Annotated in this window: 15 protein-coding genes and 3 pseudogenes; 10 read left to right on the forward strand and 8 right to left on the reverse strand. The window is 63.8% G+C overall.

The annotated features are described in order from the left end of the window. The first annotated feature begins 138 nt into the window (after positions 1-138). A complete protein-coding gene (locus tag BMX57_RS21005; protein WP_280513592.1) occupies positions 139-270 on the forward strand; it encodes a hypothetical protein in 132 nt (43 codons plus the stop codon). Between the two features lie 163 nt (positions 271-433). Here BMX57_RS21005 and BMX57_RS09260 read toward each other — a convergent pair whose 3' ends face one another. The 3 genes from BMX57_RS09260 to BMX57_RS09270 form a co-directional block, all read right to left on the reverse strand. Beyond that, complete coding sequence (locus BMX57_RS09260; protein WP_092365586.1) at positions 434-922, reverse strand: bacterioferritin; 489 nt, start codon at positions 920-922, stop codon at positions 434-436. A gap of 62 nt (positions 923-984) precedes the next feature. Further along, on the reverse strand, positions 985-1,383 hold the full coding sequence (locus BMX57_RS09265; protein WP_425304880.1) for a hypothetical protein: 399 nt from the start codon (positions 1,381-1,383) through the stop codon (positions 985-987). Between the two features lie 11 nt (positions 1,384-1,394). Next, positions 1,395-2,000, reverse strand: coding sequence for a TetR/AcrR family transcriptional regulator (locus BMX57_RS09270; RefSeq protein WP_092365589.1), 606 nt, complete (start codon positions 1,998-2,000; stop codon positions 1,395-1,397). 100 nt (positions 2,001-2,100) lie between these two features. On the opposite strand from BMX57_RS09270, the gene BMX57_RS09275 reads away from it, so the two are divergent. Together BMX57_RS09275 and BMX57_RS09280 are read left to right on the forward strand one after the other, a co-directional pair. Continuing rightward, positions 2,101-3,402: an efflux RND transporter periplasmic adaptor subunit gene (locus tag BMX57_RS09275; protein WP_092365592.1), complete on the forward strand. Its 1,302-nt coding sequence runs from the start codon at positions 2,101-2,103 to the stop codon at positions 3,400-3,402. Continuing rightward, positions 3,399-6,557, forward strand: a complete 3,159-nt coding sequence (locus BMX57_RS09280) for an efflux RND transporter permease subunit (RefSeq protein ID WP_092365595.1) — start codon at positions 3,399-3,401, stop codon at positions 6,555-6,557. The genes BMX57_RS09275 and BMX57_RS09280 overlap by 4 nt, the downstream gene beginning before the upstream one ends. A 162-nt stretch (positions 6,558-6,719) precedes the next feature. Here BMX57_RS09280 and BMX57_RS20415 read toward each other — a convergent pair. Next, positions 6,720-6,812, reverse strand: a pseudogene (locus BMX57_RS20415) (transposase); the annotation flags it as partial. Positions 6,813-6,913: 101 nt separating this feature from the next. Beyond that, positions 6,914-7,807 carry a LysR substrate-binding domain-containing protein gene (locus BMX57_RS09290; RefSeq protein WP_092365601.1) on the reverse strand — a complete coding sequence of 298 codons (894 nt, stop codon included), beginning with the start codon at positions 7,805-7,807 and terminating at the stop codon, positions 6,914-6,916. Between the two features lie 284 nt (positions 7,808-8,091). On the opposite strand from BMX57_RS09290, the gene BMX57_RS09295 reads away from it, so the two are divergent. From BMX57_RS09295 to BMX57_RS09315, 5 genes and pseudogenes are all read left to right on the forward strand, one after another. Beyond that, complete coding sequence (locus tag BMX57_RS09295; RefSeq protein ID WP_092365604.1) at positions 8,092-9,339, forward strand: NAD(P)/FAD-dependent oxidoreductase; 1,248 nt, start codon at positions 8,092-8,094, stop codon at positions 9,337-9,339. A gap of 37 nt (positions 9,340-9,376) precedes the next feature. After that, on the forward strand, positions 9,377-10,360 hold the full coding sequence (locus BMX57_RS09300) for a TRAP transporter substrate-binding protein (RefSeq protein ID WP_092365607.1): 984 nt from the start codon (positions 9,377-9,379) through the stop codon (positions 10,358-10,360). An 83-nt stretch (positions 10,361-10,443) separates the two neighbouring features. Beyond that, positions 10,444-10,980, forward strand: a complete 537-nt coding sequence (locus tag BMX57_RS09305) for a TRAP transporter small permease (protein ID WP_092365610.1) — start codon at positions 10,444-10,446, stop codon at positions 10,978-10,980. A 4-nt stretch (positions 10,981-10,984) separates the two neighbouring features. Continuing rightward, on the forward strand, positions 10,985-12,295 hold the full coding sequence (locus BMX57_RS09310; protein WP_092365613.1) for a TRAP transporter large permease: 1,311 nt from the start codon (positions 10,985-10,987) through the stop codon (positions 12,293-12,295). A gap of 161 nt (positions 12,296-12,456) precedes the next feature. Next, positions 12,457-12,621, forward strand: a pseudogene (locus BMX57_RS09315) (ATP-binding protein); the annotation flags it as partial. A gap of 190 nt (positions 12,622-12,811) precedes the next feature. Here BMX57_RS09315 and BMX57_RS09320 read toward each other — a convergent pair. Next, the gene (locus BMX57_RS09320) at positions 12,812-13,411 is read right to left on the reverse strand and encodes a VOC family protein (protein WP_229724232.1); all 600 of its coding nucleotides are present in this window, start codon (positions 13,409-13,411) and stop codon (positions 12,812-12,814) included. Positions 13,412-13,638: 227 nt separating this feature from the next. Between BMX57_RS09320 and BMX57_RS20785 the strand changes: the two genes are divergently transcribed. Together BMX57_RS20785 and BMX57_RS21095 are read left to right on the forward strand one after the other, a co-directional pair. Continuing rightward, entirely contained in the window at positions 13,639-13,848 is a 210-nt protein-coding gene (locus tag BMX57_RS20785) for a hypothetical protein (protein WP_218142423.1), read from the forward strand. Continuing rightward, positions 13,782-14,069 (forward strand): annotated as a pseudogene (locus BMX57_RS21095) (transposase); the annotation flags it as partial. The gene BMX57_RS20785 and the pseudogene BMX57_RS21095, both read left to right, overlap by 67 nt. A gap of 524 nt (positions 14,070-14,593) precedes the next feature. Here the strand turns inward: BMX57_RS21095 and BMX57_RS09330 are convergent. Beyond that, positions 14,594-15,604, reverse strand: a complete 1,011-nt coding sequence (locus BMX57_RS09330) for a 5-oxoprolinase subunit C family protein (protein ID WP_092365619.1) — start codon at positions 15,602-15,604, stop codon at positions 14,594-14,596. Next, on the reverse strand, positions 15,601-16,344 hold the full coding sequence (locus BMX57_RS09335; protein WP_092365622.1) for a 5-oxoprolinase subunit B family protein: 744 nt from the start codon (positions 16,342-16,344) through the stop codon (positions 15,601-15,603). The genes BMX57_RS09330 and BMX57_RS09335 overlap by 4 nt, the downstream gene beginning before the upstream one ends. Positions 16,345-16,346: the final 2 nt, after the last annotated feature.

Raw genomic sequence — 16,346 nt, forward strand, 5'->3', positions numbered from 1 at the left:
TAAGCCCTCGATAAACTGCCCCATGGAATGACTCCGCATTTCTCGCGGAAAGCATACCATCCCCCAGAAAACAATGGGAGTTTTCACACAGCCTCTCCGCAACCCGGTCGTTTGGCCAGGCCGCAGCGAGCGGGCGCAATGGAGAAACACGGCTATGATGCGGGAGCGACGGACCTGCTGCCGCAGACGCATGAGCGCCAGCGAATGTTCGATTTCCGTTTCGTCTCGGCAAGTGCCACCGGCGTCGAAGTGTTCAGGTTGCCAGTCTGAACAGCACAGGAATTTCCGCAGGCTACAGACGGCATTGCTGCAACAGCAACCTTCGCCAACGTAGCTGGCGGACGAGCATCCTCTGTTGCGATGTAGAAGACTGCAGCTCGCCCACCTTCGCTGGGCAACAGCGTATCAGGTTCGTGTTTGGAACGTGGACCAGCTATTCACCTTCGCCTTCCTCGGTCGAAAGTTGCTTGCTGGCGTAATTCTGTTCGCCGATGCGCTCGATCAGATCGAGCTGAAGCTCCAGCCACGCCTTGTGGCCCTCCTCGTCCAGGACGATCCCCTCGAAGAGCGACCGAGATCCGATATCGCCTGCGTCACCCGCCATGCGGGCCGCCTCGGTATAGAAGGCGATGGCGCCTTCCTCGTCGGCGAGGTCGGCCTTGAACATGTCGACCAGCGACGTCGCGCGAGCGGGCGGTTTTTCGAACGCGATCTCGGGATCACCCTTGAGGAACATCAGCCGCTCGATGAAGCGGTCCGAATGGCCCAGTTCCTCCTGCATCTCCTGCCGCATCTGGCGCGCCAGCTTGCCCAACCCCCAATCCTCCAGGACGTGGGCGTGGAGCTGATACTGGTGGGCGGCGCTCATCTCCATCTGCAGCGCCTTGTTGAGATTTTGAATGGTCTTTTGATTGGAAGTCATGGTCTTTTCTCCTCTCACGGACTGGGTGGTTGCTTGTGTGGCGTGGGACTAGTCCGCCACCGTCACGATTGTGGCGCTCCGCGGGATGTGACGCTCCGCCAGCCAGCTGCCGAAATCGCTGCCCAGACGAAGGTTCGCAGGATCATCGCGCCCAGCGTTCGCGGCTCGAAGGCACCGCCTTGCAGGATGTGGATGGCGAAAGCCGCGAAGACGAAGCCGGTCGCAACAAGGATCGCGGCGGACAGCTTCACGCCCCAAACCCTTGCCTGCCAGAGACCGATGCCGGCGATGACATAGGCGAAACCGGCGAGGAAGTTGAACCAGAGCACGAAGGCTACGACGTCGCCCATATCGACGCCGCCGAAAAGCGCCCGCCAGCCCGACACGACCGTCAGCGCGCCGAACAGAATAGCCACAGCGGCGGCGATCCGAAGCGGCAGCGAGGGCATCGGGAATTTCACTTCGGTCTCCTTCACGTCCGTGTGTTGGCCGGCATCATGGCAAGCTGGATGTCGAACAGGCGCTCACCTTCGTGCACGAGTGAGAAGGTGCGGCCGGCCAGGTTGTGGCGGATCGCGAGGCCCTGGATCAGCGAGGTAAAAAACAACGCCGCATCCGCGGTCGCGAGCGTGGGGCGCAGGCCGCCGTTCGCCTGCATGTCCCGCAAGGCGCCCTCCAGATGTTTCTGAAACCGCATGAGAAGCGCCTGGAAAGCCGTGCGCAGACTCGGATTGTCGCTGTTGAGTTCGTGCGAGAACAGGACCATCGGCAGCGCCGGGCAGGCTTCGATCTGCGCGAACTGCGCCAAGACGAGACCGCGCAGACGCGCCTCGGGAGACGCAGCCGTATCGATGGCGTCCTGCCAAGCCTCGTCCAGCCTGGCGGCGATGTGCTCGGCCACGGCGACCCAAAGGGCGTGTTTCGTCGGAAAATGCCGAAATACACCGGGCTGCGTCAGCCCAACGGCGCGGGCGACATCATTGGTCGTCATCCTGTCCGGACCGAGTTCATCCGCCAGAGTCAGGGCCGCTCCGATTATCTCGGCCTTTCGGTCTGATGCTGATTTGCGTGTCGACATCGGATGCCCTATTGTTAGCGATCAATTACTAACTAAGTAGGATGGAGTCGTTTTCAACCCGTTTGTCACCAGTGCCATCCAGATCGGGAAGGATCAGCACATGCGCAGCCGCTCTGCCCTCTGGCTTCTTCTGCCGATCGTTCTCGGCGCAGCGACGGCGGCATGGTTGGTCTCGCGCGCGCCCGCGCCGCAGCGCGTGAACTCCGAGCCCGCCGGGCTTCCAGTGCGCTTCGCGCTGGCCGAGGCGCAGGCAATTCGCCCAAGGGCGCAAGGCTGGGGCAATATCCGCGCGGCCGACAACTGGACCGCGGTCGCGGAGGTTCGCGGCACTGTCCTCCGGCAGCATCCCGACCTGGAAAACGGCAAGTTGATTGCGGCCGGCACCACGGTCATCGAGATTGATCCGGCCGATTACGAGCTTGCCATCGCGCAGGCCGAGGCGGATCTGGCCACGCTTGCGGCAGAGGTGGCGCAAATCGATGCCGAGGCCGCAAACACCGACCGCGTGCTGGAACTGGAAGAGGCCCGGCTGGCTCTCTCCAAAGCCGACCTGACCCGCACGCGCCTGTTGGTCGATCAGGGCACGGCCCCACAGATCCGCGCCGACGAAGCCGAACGCGCCGTTCTTGCGGCGCGCCGCATGGTGACTGAATTGCAAAATACGCTGGAACTCGTCCCTGTGCGGCGCGAGCGCGTCGCGGCGCAGCGGGCGCGGACCGAAGCCGCGCTCGCCCGCGCCCGGCGCGATCTGGAGAAGACGTCCGTGACCGTGCCGTTCGACCTGCGCGTGACCGGGGTCACCACCGACCCTTATCAATATGTCACCGTCGGTCAGTCCCTGCTGTCCGGCGACGGCGTCGAACGGGTCGAGGTGCTGGCGCAGATCCCGGTCTCGACGTTCCGCCGCCTGCTCGCGGGCGCCAAAGCGCCCGCTGACATCCTCGCCGCCATGCGCAGCGGCCCGGGCGCAATGCTCGAGGCCGAACTGCGGCCGATCGCGGACCCGAGCCAGATCTGGCAGGGCCGCGTGACGCGGATCGAAGGTGCGCTCGATCCGCAGGCCCGCACCGTGCCGGTCGTGGTCGAGGTCGCGGCGCCCTATGCCGGTGCGAATCCGCCCTTGCGGCTCCCGCTGGTGCCGAACCTGCAGGTGGAGGTCACACTGACCGGAGCGGTTTTGGCCGACGCGGTGACGATCCCGGAAGGCGCACTGCACGGTGAGCAGGTCTTCGTCGTCGGCGAAGATGACCGGCTCGACCTGCGCGAGGTCACGCCCGCGTTTCGACAGAACGGACTGGCGGTGATCACCGCGGGGCTGGCGCCGGGCGAACGCGTGGTGCTCGACGACATCGCCCCGGCGATCCCCGGCATGGCGCTGCGGCCGGTGGAACCGGAGCTATGATCCGCTGGTTCGCAGCTCACCCGACGGCGGCCAACCTACTGCTGGTCCTGTTCGTCGCGGCCGGCTTCGCGGCATTCCCGACGCTCAAGCGCGAGACCTTTCCGGATTTCCGACCAACCGAAGCCGAGATCATCGTGGTCTATCGCGGCGCGGCGGCCGAGGATGTGGAGGACGCGATCTGCCGCCCGCTCTGGGACGGGGTGCAGGGCGTCGAGGCGCTCGAGGAGCTGACCTGCACCGCCCAGGACAATCGCGCCCGCGCGGTCGCCACGATGCAAGACGGCGGCCACACGCTGCGCTTCGTCAACGAGTTGCGCACCGAAGTCGCCGCCATCGACGTCTTTCCCTCGCGCGCCGACCCGGCCATCGTGCGCGAACTGCACCGGACGGACCTCGTGGCTTCGGTCGCGGTGTCGGGCGACGTGCCGCTGCGCGAGATGGACCTCTACGCCCAAGGCCTCGCCGACCGCATCGCCGCGCTGCCGGACGTGGCGCGTGTGGTCCCCTCGGGTGTCGGCGCGGCGCAGTTCCGTGTCACCGCCCGGCGCGACGTGCTGGCCCAGTACGAGCTGACGGCGGAACGGCTGGCGGCGACGCTCGGCGCCCAGAGCCTCGACCTGCCGGCCGGAACGCTGGAGACCGCTGCCGCCGATCTCAGACTGCGCTTCGTCGAGGAGCGGAGGACGGCGGACGAACTGGCGGCGCTGTCGATCCTGACCCTGCCGAACGGCGCCAGCCTGAAGCTGGGCGAGATCGCCAGCATCACGGAGAGCTTCGAGCCGCCCGAGGAACGCGCGCTCGTGAACGGCGCGCGGGCAATCCTGCTCGAGGTCCACAAGCCGCTGACCGCTGATGCGCTCCGCGCGCTCGACGCGGTGACGGCCCTCGTGGAGGAGGAAACTGCGCAAATGCCGCCGGCCCTGCGCGTCGCGGTGGTGCAGGACGTGACCTCGATCATCCGCGACCGGCTGGAGATGCTGGTGAAGAACGGCGTGATCGGCCTTGTGTTGGTGGTCGCGGTGATGAGCCTCTTCTTCCGGCCCGGCTTCGCGATCTGGGCGGCGATGGGCCTGCCGGTGGCGTTCCTCGGCGCCTTCGTCTGGATGGCCGTCACCGGGCTCTCACTGAACATGCTGACGCTGGTGGCACTCCTGATGGCGATCGGGATCGTGATGGACGACTCGATCGTGCTGTCGGAATCGATCGCGGTCCGAGTGGCCCGGGACGGCGCTTCGCTTGCGGTCGTCACCGCCGGGGTAATGGCGGTGGCGCCAGGCGTTCTGTCCTCGTTTCTGACGACCGTCGCGGTCTTCGCGCCGCTGTCGTTCCTTTCCGGCGAGCTCGGCGCGGTGCTCGAGGTGCTGCCGCTGGTGCTGCTCGCGGCGCTGGCGGCGAGCCTGGTCGAGGCGTTCCTGATCCTGCCGCACCACCTCAAGGTCAGCCTCAACCGCGCTCCTCGCGCGCCGTCGCGCTTCCGCCGGGGCTTCGATGCCGGCTTCGCGCGGCTGCGCGACGGCGGGGTTGGACGGGTGGCGGATCTCGCCATCGCCCGGCGCTACCTCGTCACCGGCCTGGCGCTCGGGGCGCTGATCCTGACGGTGGGCGCGCTCGCTGGGGGCCTGGTCAAGCGCGAGGCCATGCCCGAGATCGACGGCGACGTACTGGAGGCGCGGCTCCTGCTGCCGCAGGGCACGCCTCTGGCCCGCACCGTGGCGGCCGTGGCGCAGGTGGAGGCGGCGCTTGGCCGCGTCAACGACCGTCTGGCACCTGACCAGCCGGACGGCCAGGACCTGGTTCTCCGCACGATCACGCGGTTCAATCGCAATGCCTCAGCCGGCGAAAGCGGCGCGCATGTGGCCACTGTCTCGGCCGACCTGCTCGGGGCGGAGACCCGCACAACCGATCTCGACACGCTGATCGCCGCGTGGCGCGACGAGATCGGCGCGCTTCCTGGCGTCCCCTCGCTGCTCCTGACCGAGCCGGGGATCGGGCCGCAGGGAATTGCAGTCGAACTGCGCCTGACGCACCCCGATCTCGACATCCTGCAGGAGGCCGGCCGCACCACGCTGGCGGAGCTGGAAAGCTATGCGGGCGTGCGCAACGCGATGCTCGACCTGCGCCCTGGCAAGCCGGAGCTGCGCCTGCGTCTCGCGACCGGGGCCGACGCGCTGGGCCTGACCGCGTCAGATGTGGCCGGTCAGGTGCGGGCGGCCTTCCTGGGCACTCAGCTTGCCGACGTGCGCACGGGCGAGATCGCGCACGAGATCGAGGTGTTGCTGCCCCTCCCCGATCGCGACACCCGCGCCGACCTTGCCAATTTCACCCTGGCTCTGTCCGATGGCTCGACGGTGCCGCTGCCGACCGTGGTCGATATCGTCGAGGCGCGTGGCTGGGGCACCATCACCAGGATCGACGGCGCCCGTACCCTTACCGTTCAGGCGGAGGTAGACGGGCGCGCAGGCAATGCCGACGCGATCACCGCCGAGATGACCGATGCCTTCCTGCCCGCGCTCGCCGCCCGAGTGCCGGGCCTCGGCTTCGAAATCGGCGGGCAGGCAGCCAGTTCCGCCGAGACGGTCGGCTCGATCCTGCGCGGCTTTGTCATCGGCCTCGTCGGCATCTATGTCGTGCTGTCGTTCCAGTTCCGCAGCTATGTCGAGCCGGTCATCGTGATGCTGACGATCCCGCTCGCCTTTCTCGGCGTGATCTGGGGACATCTGGCGATGGGCTACAACATCTCGATGCCGTCGCTGGTTGGGGCCGCCTCGCTGGCCGGCATCGTCGTGAACAATGCGATCCTGCTGGTCGGCGTGATCAAGGAGCGCGCGGGTGCCGGGGCACCGGTGACGCGCGCCGCCGGGCTGGCCGTCCGCGCCCGGTTCCGGCCGATCATGGTGTCGGTTTCGACCACGATCATGGGCATGGCGCCGCTTCTGGCCGAACGCTCCACCCAGGCGCAGACGCTCAAGCCGCTTGTGATCTCGGTCGTGTTCGGCCTGCTGGCATCGACGCTCCTGATCCTGCTCGTGATCCCCTCGCTCTATGCCATCCTCGACGACCTCGGACTGTCACGGGTTTCTCGCGGCAATGAAACGAGCGATCCGTCCGGAGGGGCCGCACCTTTCGTTCCCTCCGCAGACAAGCGCGCCCCATAAGATCGGCTGTTTTCTCCCGATGTTGTCTTGGTATCATTTGCCGGTCGGCAGACAGATGCGGACGCCGTCCTGCTCAAGCTGATCGCGGACATGCCTGAACCGCCGATAGCCCGAAGGCGTGACCGGCCCCGTATAGGTCTTGCTCTGCAACTTGCGCGGCGGGTAACGCCGACAGATATCATCTGTCTTCGCGCCAGCCTCGCTCTCCTTCAGCACACCGATGATTTGCCCTTCTGTGAAACGCTTTCGCTTCATGGGTCTTCCTGCCTGGTCTTCTCAAGGGTGGGAAATTCCGGTTCGCAATGGCCCGGATATCGGTGGGAAGGTCAACAATCCGCAGTGTCTGCCAGAACTCCCTAGGAGCAGCTCTTTTCAATTTCCTCTAGAAGCACTTCCAGAAAGGCACGACCAAGCGCGGACATGGGCCGGTCACGGGATGTGACAACGATATTGTCCATCATGATCCGGGGTCTGAAAGGGCGTGTCACGAAACCGCCGGCTTTCTCATGCTGCAAGAGCAGCGGGTCGAGAATGGCAACACCCATGCCTTCCTGCACGAAGCTCAGGACGTTCTTGAACAGATGCGAATGCACGCGTACCGTCCAGGGCACCCCGGCCGTGTCAAAGGCTTCACGGGTGCGTCGATGGCTCATGTGATCTGGCCCCATGGCGATAAGCGGCTCTCCTGCCAGAACTTCAGGCGTCAGCACAGAGTGTCGCGTCAGCGGGTTTTCTGGATGCAGGGCAACGACCATCTCGAGGCTGAACGGGTGCGCGTCCAGTTCATCGTACAGCAGCGGCGCCTCGCACACGCCGATTTCGAACAATCCGGCAACGACCCATTCTTGAATTTTCGACGAGTATTGCGATTGAAAAGAAATCGACATGTCCGGTCGATTTTCGGCGAATTGCGCAATCAGACGCGGCATGAACCCGAAAGACAGCGCGTGTTGCGAAGCGACTTGAAGCTGTCCACCTTGCTTGTTCTGCAAGTCCGTGATGGCTTGGCCAACGTGATCCAGCCCACGCACTACCGTGTCGACTTCCCGATATAGAACGCCAGCCTCAGGGGTAGGGATCAAACGGCCCCTGACGCGTGCAAAGAGCTTGAACTTTGCTTCTCGCTCAAGCTGAGAGATCAAATTGGAAACGCCAGGCTGTGAGATACCCAGCACCAAGGCGGCGCCTGTGACTGTGCCGCTCTCATAGATGGCATGGAACGCTTGCAACTGTCGAAATCGAATGGCCATGGGCAACCTTATCACCAAAGGTTATACAATTGCCAAAATGTTGTATTAGAAATGATGTCTCCCCCATGTCATGGTAAATTCCAATCGCGGCGGTGTGTTGCCGCTCGGGGGAGAGGCATGTTGGGAAACGAACGCGAGATCATGGATCTGAAGCTGGAGCATTTGTCGATGCCAATGAATGTCCAGCGCGCCCGGGATCACTTTGGACCTTTGCCACGAACTTCACGTCTTGCCCGGAATAGCATCTCGGAAAAAACGGTATCTCAACCCTTAGGTGCGCAGGCATGACGACCAGTCATCCAACAGTTGTGATCGGCGCAGGGATCGTTGGCGTTTCAACGGCGATCTGGCTGCGGCGAAGCGGTGTGCCGGTCACTCTGGTTGATCGCGGTGCGCCCGGTCAGGGTACGTCCTATGGTAACGCCGGGGTGATTGCGAACTGCTCCATGGTGCCAGTCACAACCCCTGGATTGATTCTGAAAGGGCCGAAGTTCGTTCTCGATCCGAACTTCCCGCTGTTCTTGCGCTGGTCCTACGTGCCACGGCTTCTGCCGTGGTTGATCAAGTATCTGGGCCACGCCAATGACGGCGATACACGTCGCATCGCAGAAGGTCTCACACCGATCGTCAGCGATGCCACCGATCAGCACCGCGCGCTTAGCGACGGTACGCGTGCCGCGGATTGGATTGTGAACAGCGACTACACCTTTGCCTACGCTGACCGCGCGGCCTTTGATGCGGACAGTTATGTCTGGGGCCTTCGCCGGGACGCCGGTTTTGAACCGGAATTGATCGAAGGCGAGGCGGTATCCGCTTACGAACCGAACCTCGGGCCAGCAGTCACCTGTCTTGCTGTGATGAAGGATCATGGATTCGTGCGCGATCCCGGTGGCTACGTTGCAGCCTTGGCCGAAGAGTTTCTGAGCCTCGGCGGGATTTGGCATCAGGCCGATGTCAAGGATTTCAGCTTCACCGATGACAGGATCAGCGCTGTGGAAACCACGACGGGCCCGATCCCGTGCGCCGACGCCGTTCTGGCGACCGGAGTATGGTCGAAGCCACTGATGAAACGGCTGGGCCTATCGATCCCATTGGAGACTGAGCGCGGTTATCACATCGTTTTCGAGGACGCGACGGGAGGCCCGCGCGTTCCGATGATGGTGGCGGCTGGCAAGTTCGTCGCCACCCCCATGGAAGCGGGCCTCAGATGCGCGGGAATCGTGGAATTCGGCGGGCTTGAGGCAGGCCCAGCCGCGGCACCTTTGGCACTTTTGCGAAAGGAAGTCCGCAAGGCGTTTCCACATCTCGCATCGGGGCAAGAGGTTGAATGGCAAGGCCATCGCCCGGCCCCATCAGACAGCCTGCCCCTGATCGGGCAGGTGGGTCGGACAGGCATCTATGTGGGCTTCGGTCATCATCACATAGGCCTGACTGGAGGCCCCAAAACGGGGCGCCTCTTGGCGCAGCTCATGTCCGGGCAAACTCCGAACATGGACATGCGCCCCTACGATCCGGCACGGTTTGCCGGGTGAACTTACAATAAACCCAACTCAACAAGGAGAGTAGACAATGAAACTCACTCACATTGCGGTCGGCATGGCCGCCGCTTCCGTGGCATTTCCTGCCGTGGCTGAAACCTGGGACATGCCGATGGCGTATGCCGGGTCAAACTTCCACTCAGTCACCGGCGCGGAATTCGCACAATGCGTGACCACCGGCACCGGCGGCGAGATCGAGATCGTCACGCACTCCGGCGGGTCGCTGCTCGCGGGCGCAGATATCAAACGTGCGATCCAGACCGGCCAGGTCCCGATCGGGGAGCGCATTCTGTCCGCCCACCAGAACGAAGACCCGCTTTTCGGCTTCGATTCCGTTCCGTTTCTCGTTGGCTCGTTCGATGAGCACGCGATGCTCTATGAAGCAGCAGAGCCGTCCCTCCGCGAGCTTCTCGAGGGTCAGAACCTTCACCTGCTCTATTCAGTTCCATGGCCGCCCCAGGGCCTTTACTTCAATCAGGAAGTAAACTCGGTCGCCGATATGGAGGGTATCAAGTTCCGCTCCTACAACAACGCGACCAACCGTCTGGCCGAATTGACAGGCATGCTGCCGGTCACCATCGAAGCCGCCGAGATCAGCCAGGCCTTTGCGACAGGCGTGGCGTCGTCGATGGTATCGTCCGGGGCCACCGGCTACGACCGCCGGGTCTGGGAAAGCCTCAGCCATTTCTACGAGGTCGATGCCTGGCTGCCGCGCAATTACATCATGGTCAACATGGACACATGGGAAGACGTATCGGACGCCAACAAGAACGTCATCAATGCCTGCGCGGGCCTTGCCGAATATGCCGGCACGTGGCGTGCCAAGGAATATACCGGCTTCACCCTTGCGGGCCTCGCGGCCGGTGGCATGACCGTGCAACCTGCCGGTGAGCAGCTATTGGAAGAGCTGCGCGCCATCGGTGAGACGATGACTGCTGAATGGCTCGAAGCCACGGGTGAAGAGGGTCAGGCAATTATCGACGCCTACCGAGAAAAGGCGGCCAAGGCCGAATAGACCTCAGCCCCCTGTGAACCGCGGCGCGCCGGATGCTTCGGCGCGCGGCGCCCTGACGACTTTCCCCGCAAGGAGACCGGAAAATGACAAGCAAACAAGGAGTGATCCGCAGGGCCCTCGATGGACTTTACCAGGTATCGGGGGCACTCGCAGCCTTGTGCCTTGTCGCCATACTGGTGCTGATTGTGGTGCAAATGGTTGCCCGCTGGGTCGGCGACGTATTTCCCGGCGCACCGCAATATGCCGGTTACATGATGGCCGCGGCGAGCTTTCTGGCCTTCGCCAGCGCGCTCAATGGCGGCGCCCATATCCGGGTGTCGATCCTCCTGAATTCCGTGCCAGACCGCGTGAAATGGCTGCTTGAGATTTGGTGTTTTGGCATCGCCACGGCCGTCATCGCCTATTTCGTCTACTACGCCTACTGGTTCGTCTACTGGTCCTGGAAATTCAACGAAGTCAGTCAGGCCCAGGACGCCAGCGCACTCTGGATCCCGCAATCGGTCATGGTCACCGGCGGGGGCGTCCTGCTGATCGCCTTTGCGGACAACCTGATCTCGGTCCTGCGGAAAGGCACACATCGCATGGGCTCCAGCATCGTCGACCAGAGCTTCGGAGAGTAGAGCCATGACCGAACTTTATGCCATCAGTCTGTTTCTCTTCGTACTGTTCCTGCTTCTTGGCACGGGCGTCTGGGTCGGCATCGCGTTGATGGGCGTGGCGTGGGTGGGGATGGAACTGTTCACCAGCCGTCCTGTAGGGGACACCATGATCACCACAATGTGGGCCATGTCGTCGAGCTGGACCATCACCGCGCTACCGCTTTTCATCTGGATGGGGGAAATCCTCTACCGCACCCGACTGTCGGAAGACATGTTCAAGGGCCTCTCGCCCTGGCTCGCGCGCCTGCCCGGCGGGCTGGTCCACACCAACATCGTCGGTTGTACGGTCTTTGCCGCTGTGTCGGGCTCCTCGGCAGCCACTTTGACCACGGTGGGCAAGATGTCCATCCCCGAGCTGCGAAGGCGAGAATATCCCGAACATCTTGTTATCGGCACCCTGGCAGGGGCAGCAACGCTGGGTCTGATGATCCCGCCATCGCTGGCGCTGATCGTCTACGGTGTCGCCGTGAACCAATCGATCACCGAGCTGTTCTTTGCCGGCGTCTTCCCGGGCCTTGTACTGGCCCTGATGTTCATGGGCTACGTTGCGGCCTACTCGGTCCTGTCCAAGGGCTGGGCGCCGACGGTCGAAACGGCGCTGACTTTCGGGCAGAAGCTCAAGAACTCGCGCTTCCTGCTGCCGGTCATGCTGCTGATCATGGTGGTCATCGGATCGATGTATACCGGCACTGCGACAGCAACCGAAGCTGCGGCGATCGGGGTGATCGGCTCGATCATCCTCGCCATCAGCCAGGGCTCGCTCAACTGGGACAGCTTCCGCGAAAGCCTGATGGGAGCCACTCGCACGAGCGCAATGATCATGCTGATCCTCGCCGGCGCGGCGTTCCTCAAGCTGTCGATGGGCTTCACCGGCCTGCCCCGGGCGCTGGCTGATGGCATCGGCTCGATGGAGCTGTCGCGGTTTGAGCTGCTCATGATGCTTCTGGTGTTCTATATCGTTTTGGGCATGTTCCTCGATGGGATTTCGTCGGTTGTGCTGACCATGGCAGTTGTGGAACCCATGGTGGTCGAGGCGGGTATCGACCTGATCTGGTTCGGCATCTTCGTGATCGTGGTCGTCGAAATGGCGCAGATCACGCCGCCCATCGGCTTCAACCTTTTCGTGCTGCAGGGCATGACGGGACACGAGATGGGATATATCGCCAAAGCCGCGTTGCCGATGTTCCTTATCATGGTGGTGATGTGCTTTGTCCTGATCTTGTTTCCGGATCTGGCCATGTGGCTGCCTGAAACAATGCGATCCGGACCGCAATGACCCCGCTTCCCCGGGCGTCGGAGTTCTGCGCCCGGCACGGCCGGCGGGGTCTGGTGGTGGGGCTGGTCCGCGGGCTGGCCTTTCCAGACTTGGCAAACGCAATGCGACCGTGGCTGCCTCAAGTGATGGCGGGGCTTTTTTTCGTCACGGCCTTTCGGATCTACGAGCGCACCTCGGTAACCGTCGCCACCAACCTGTCCTTCGGCGCATGGCCGGCCGTCTTTGGCGACGCGAAGATGACCACAGCTCTGCTCGACCGGCTCAGCCACCATTGCGAGATCGTCGAGACCGGCAACGAAAGCTGGCGCTTCAAGAACCGCGCATAGCGCCACGCTGCAACCACGCTGACCCGGCGCCGCTGCGTTGAAGGAAGACCACGCAGCGCCGGGCCAGCTTAGCACCGAGAGGGGCAGTATTGGACGCCGACAGGGGGGCACGATTGGATGCCGATTGACCTCCGGCGAACAATCGGGTCATGGCGCAGCTTGGATTATTGGGCAACTTCACCCCGTGCAATCAGTATGGATTGCGCGGTCCACGGTCAGGCGATAGCGACTGTTGGCCACGCTCGACAAGAAGTTCGATGGCATCTGCAAGGTGTTCCTTGTCGATGTGGTGGTCGCCGCGCTCCACGCGGATCCGGTGGGCTTCGATCATGACATCTGCATGTCGAGTACCCTCAGGTGGTTCGAACCGGTAGCTCGCCAGTTCGATGCGAAGACCCAGAGGATCACGAAAATAAATCGAATCCATGAAACCGCGATCAACCGGCCCAGTATGTTCGACACCGCGCGCGTCCAGCCTTTTGGGCACCTGCCAGAAGGTCGCCTGGCTCACGTTGAACGCCAAGTGATGCAGTGACCCTGTGGCCTCGGGTACATGCGTGGGGTCGGGTTTGCGATCTTCATTGGTGAAGATCGTTATCAGCCGCCCATCACCGGGATCGAAATAGAGATGGCCTTCTGTTGGACGGTCGAGATTGGGTTGATCAAAGATGAATGGCATACCCAATACGCCCTCCCAAAAATCGATGGAAGTCTGCCTGTCGGCGCCCGTAATGGTTATATGATGCACACCTTGCGTTTGAATTTTGCGAAGCTCATTGGCCATGGTCATTCTGACTTTCTGTGTTTCCAAAGCGAACGGTGCAGAGCCTTAAATCACGAAGGGACCCGTCAGGCAAAACATAGCAAAGGGTGTTGCTGCGCCTGACCGTTCGTTCAGCACAGATAAGCAGTGTCCCGACAGTTGGTGTAGTTCCCGTGCGGGTCGCTTGACGGCCACGGTTGTTCTTCGGCCAGGGTTCGGCTTGCCGACCTGACCCATGACCGAGGAGATCAGCCATGAGCAAAGATACCCTATCAGAGGCCGCGGCCTTGCGCGCGCTTTTGTCAGAGACTTCCGACACCCACCTGCTGGCCGAGATGCTTGGGTTCGTCGCGGACCGGCTGATGGCGCTGGATGTCGACCAGTTCTGTGGTGCCGGCGCTCTCTCGCCGACCGCGGCCTGCGCGGCACCCGTCCGATCATCGGTGATGATCACAAGGGCCTGAAGGCCGCCGCAGCCAAGGTGCTCGGCGCCACCGTCCAGCGCTGCCGCGTCCACTTCATGCGCAACGCACTCGCCGGCGTCGGCAAAAAGGACCGCCCGATCGTCACTGCGGCGCTCAGAACCGCCTTCGACCAGGATACCCTCACGGCACCGAAAGACCACTGGGCCAAGCTGATCGATGCGTTCGAACCGCGCGTTCAAAAACTTGCCGAGCTGATGCGCCATACTGGAAACCGTCGCCGCCAATTGCGACACTGCACCCATGGACCCGGCGACTATCGCCGCGCTGTGACTGCGGCCGAGCCAGGGCCGAAGAGCATAGTTGCACCATTTCTCGGGACATTATCGCAAGGAGGCATACGTTGGCCTACTCCAAGCATGGGTCAGACAAGAACCAGGTGTGGTGACTGAGGCGACCATGAAAGATGTTGGGCATTGGGTTTTGCGCTCGCAGTTGGTCGCCTGACAACCGGTCTTAGAACTTCACAGAAAACGGATGGAAACTGAGCCGGGCAGTTCAAAGCGTTCCCAAGTCACAGACCTTCTGAAATCTGCCATGAGAGGTGAGCTCAGTTCGTTTTGATTTGGTGGCATCCCGCAACAATTCCCGCAGTATTTGTCGAATAGATTCCCCCCAGGTAATTGATAACAATATTTATATTTCAGATTCTAAATCCTACCACCCAAGCCAGAACACTCTCGAACTGCCCTTCCGAACCTTTCCTGAACCGTGTCGCGACGCGGGTTCAGTCGTCGCCCGCCGTCACGCCGCTGACCAGCTGGTAGGACAGCAGGTCCGGGATGCGCCGTGGATCGCGGATCAGCGGTTGCAGGTCCTTGCGCAGCCCGGCGCGGTGCGACTGCTCCTGCCGTTCGATCCCGACCGCCTCGTCCAGCGTCACGAAGCGGAACCGCAGGGTCGCGCCCGCCTGCGCCTGGGCCACGCGCGGCAGGTCCACGGGCAGCACGGTGCCGATCCGGGGATAGCCGCCGGTGGTCTGGCATTCGCTGAGCAGCACATAGGGGGTGCCGTCGCCGGTGATCTGGACGTCTCCGGGCACGATGACCTCGGACAGCACGCTCAGGCCGGCGCTGCTGTGAAACCCGTCGCCGTCGGGCAGCAGCCGCACGCCCATCCGGTTGCCGCGCGTGTCGCGGCGGAACGCGATGGACTCGAACCGCCGCGTTTCGGCAGGGTCGAAGAAATCGGTCTGCAGGCTGGGCAGGATCCTGAGCGTGCCGCCGTCGAAGCGCGGCGCCGGGTCCAGCACCATCCCGGTCCCGCCCGACCCCGAGTCCTTGCCCACCGGCAGTCTGGCGCCCGGCTCCAGCGGCGCGCCGATGCCGGCGGCCAGATGCGCCCCCCGCGCGCCGAGAACGGGCGCACAGTCCAACCCGCCGCCCAGATGGAGATAGCCATAGCTGCCCGCCTCGACCGCGCCGATGGAGAGGCGCGCACCGGAGGGCAGAAAGTGGCTGGCATTCCAGGCAACGCGGGCGCCGTCGATGGCCGCGCGCATGGGCGCACCGGTGAGCGCGATGCGCAGATCCTCGCCGGCCTCGAACTCGCCGCCCATCCCGGCCATCTCGACCGCGGCGAGATCCGCGCCCTGCCCCAGCAGCGCCGCGCCCTCGGCAAGCGCCAGCCGGTCGGCGGCACCGCCGCGCGACAGGCCAAAGGCCAGGTAGCCGGGGCGGCCCAGGTCCTGCACCGTGACGCCGGGCCCGGCGCGGTGGACGATCAGCTCGCGGGTCATTCGATCGCCTCGCTGACCGCGCCGCCATCGGCCTCAACGCGCAAGCTGTCCAGCGCGTCCCGCTCCACTGGCTGGAACAGCACCTCGTCGCCGGGGCGCAGGACAAAGGGCGTGTCGCTCTCGGGACGGAACAGGCGGAACGCGGTCTGGCCGATCTGGCGCCAGCCGGTGGGCGTGGCTACCGGGAACAGCACCAGCTGGCGGATCGCCACGCAAAGCCCCGCCTCGGGCACGCGCGCGGTCAGGCCGGTCTGGCGCGGGATGTCCCATTCCTCGCCCAGCTCGCCCAGATAGGGCATGCCCGGGGCAAAGCCGATCGTCTGCACCCGCACCCGCGTCTGCGAGATCGCTTCGATGGCCGCCTCGGGGCTGTGGCCGGCCAGGTCGGCCACCTCCTCGAGCTGCGGCGCGAGATCGGTGCCGAACACGGTGGGTACCCGCCACAAGCGGCGGCCTTCGGGCAAGGGCGCGTCGTACCAGTCGGTGTCCTCCAGCAGCGCGGCCAGCCAGGAGTGGACCTGCGCATGGTCCTGCGCCAGCGGATCGAACCGCAGGTAGGCCGAGACCAGCGAGGTCGAGGTCTCCTGCACCTCGTCCCAGCCGGCCCGGTCCACCGCGTCCCGGAAGGCCAGCGCGGCACGGTTCGCGGGCTCGCTCAGCCGGTCGCCGAAACTGACCAGGAAGCCGTCGAAACCGGCGGTGCGGATCCTGGGCCAGGAGGTGTCGGTCGAGGTCTGCATGG

The organism is Cribrihabitans marinus (assembly GCF_900109035.1).
Classification (GTDB): domain Bacteria; phylum Pseudomonadota; class Alphaproteobacteria; order Rhodobacterales; family Rhodobacteraceae; genus Cribrihabitans; species Cribrihabitans marinus.

Coding starts and splice junctions, on each gene's coding strand:
- BMX57_RS21005 (WP_280513592.1), top strand. CDS start 139: ATGGAGAAACACGGCTATGATGCGGGAGCGACGGACCTGCTGCCGCAG.
- BMX57_RS09260 (WP_092365586.1), bottom strand. CDS start 922: ATGACTTCCAATCAAAAGACCATTCAAAATCTCAACAAGGCGCTGCAG.
- BMX57_RS09270 (WP_092365589.1), bottom strand. CDS start 2,000: ATGTCGACACGCAAATCAGCATCAGACCGAAAGGCCGAGATAATCGGA.
- BMX57_RS09275 (WP_092365592.1), top strand. CDS start 2,101: ATGCGCAGCCGCTCTGCCCTCTGGCTTCTTCTGCCGATCGTTCTCGGC.
- BMX57_RS09280 (WP_092365595.1), top strand. CDS start 3,399: ATGATCCGCTGGTTCGCAGCTCACCCGACGGCGGCCAACCTACTGCTG.
- BMX57_RS09290 (WP_092365601.1), bottom strand. CDS start 7,807: ATGGCCATTCGATTTCGACAGTTGCAAGCGTTCCATGCCATCTATGAG.
- BMX57_RS09295 (WP_092365604.1), top strand. CDS start 8,092: ATGACGACCAGTCATCCAACAGTTGTGATCGGCGCAGGGATCGTTGGC.
- BMX57_RS09300 (WP_092365607.1), top strand. CDS start 9,377: ATGAAACTCACTCACATTGCGGTCGGCATGGCCGCCGCTTCCGTGGCA.
- BMX57_RS09305 (WP_092365610.1), top strand. CDS start 10,444: ATGACAAGCAAACAAGGAGTGATCCGCAGGGCCCTCGATGGACTTTAC.
- BMX57_RS09310 (WP_092365613.1), top strand. CDS start 10,985: ATGACCGAACTTTATGCCATCAGTCTGTTTCTCTTCGTACTGTTCCTG.
- BMX57_RS09320 (WP_229724232.1), bottom strand. CDS start 13,411: ATGACCATGGCCAATGAGCTTCGCAAAATTCAAACGCAAGGTGTGCAT.
- BMX57_RS20785 (WP_218142423.1), top strand. CDS start 13,639: ATGAGCAAAGATACCCTATCAGAGGCCGCGGCCTTGCGCGCGCTTTTG.
- BMX57_RS09330 (WP_092365619.1), bottom strand. CDS start 15,604: ATGACCCGCGAGCTGATCGTCCACCGCGCCGGGCCCGGCGTCACGGTG.
- BMX57_RS09335 (WP_092365622.1), bottom strand. CDS start 16,344: ATGCAGACCTCGACCGACACCTCCTGGCCCAGGATCCGCACCGCCGGT.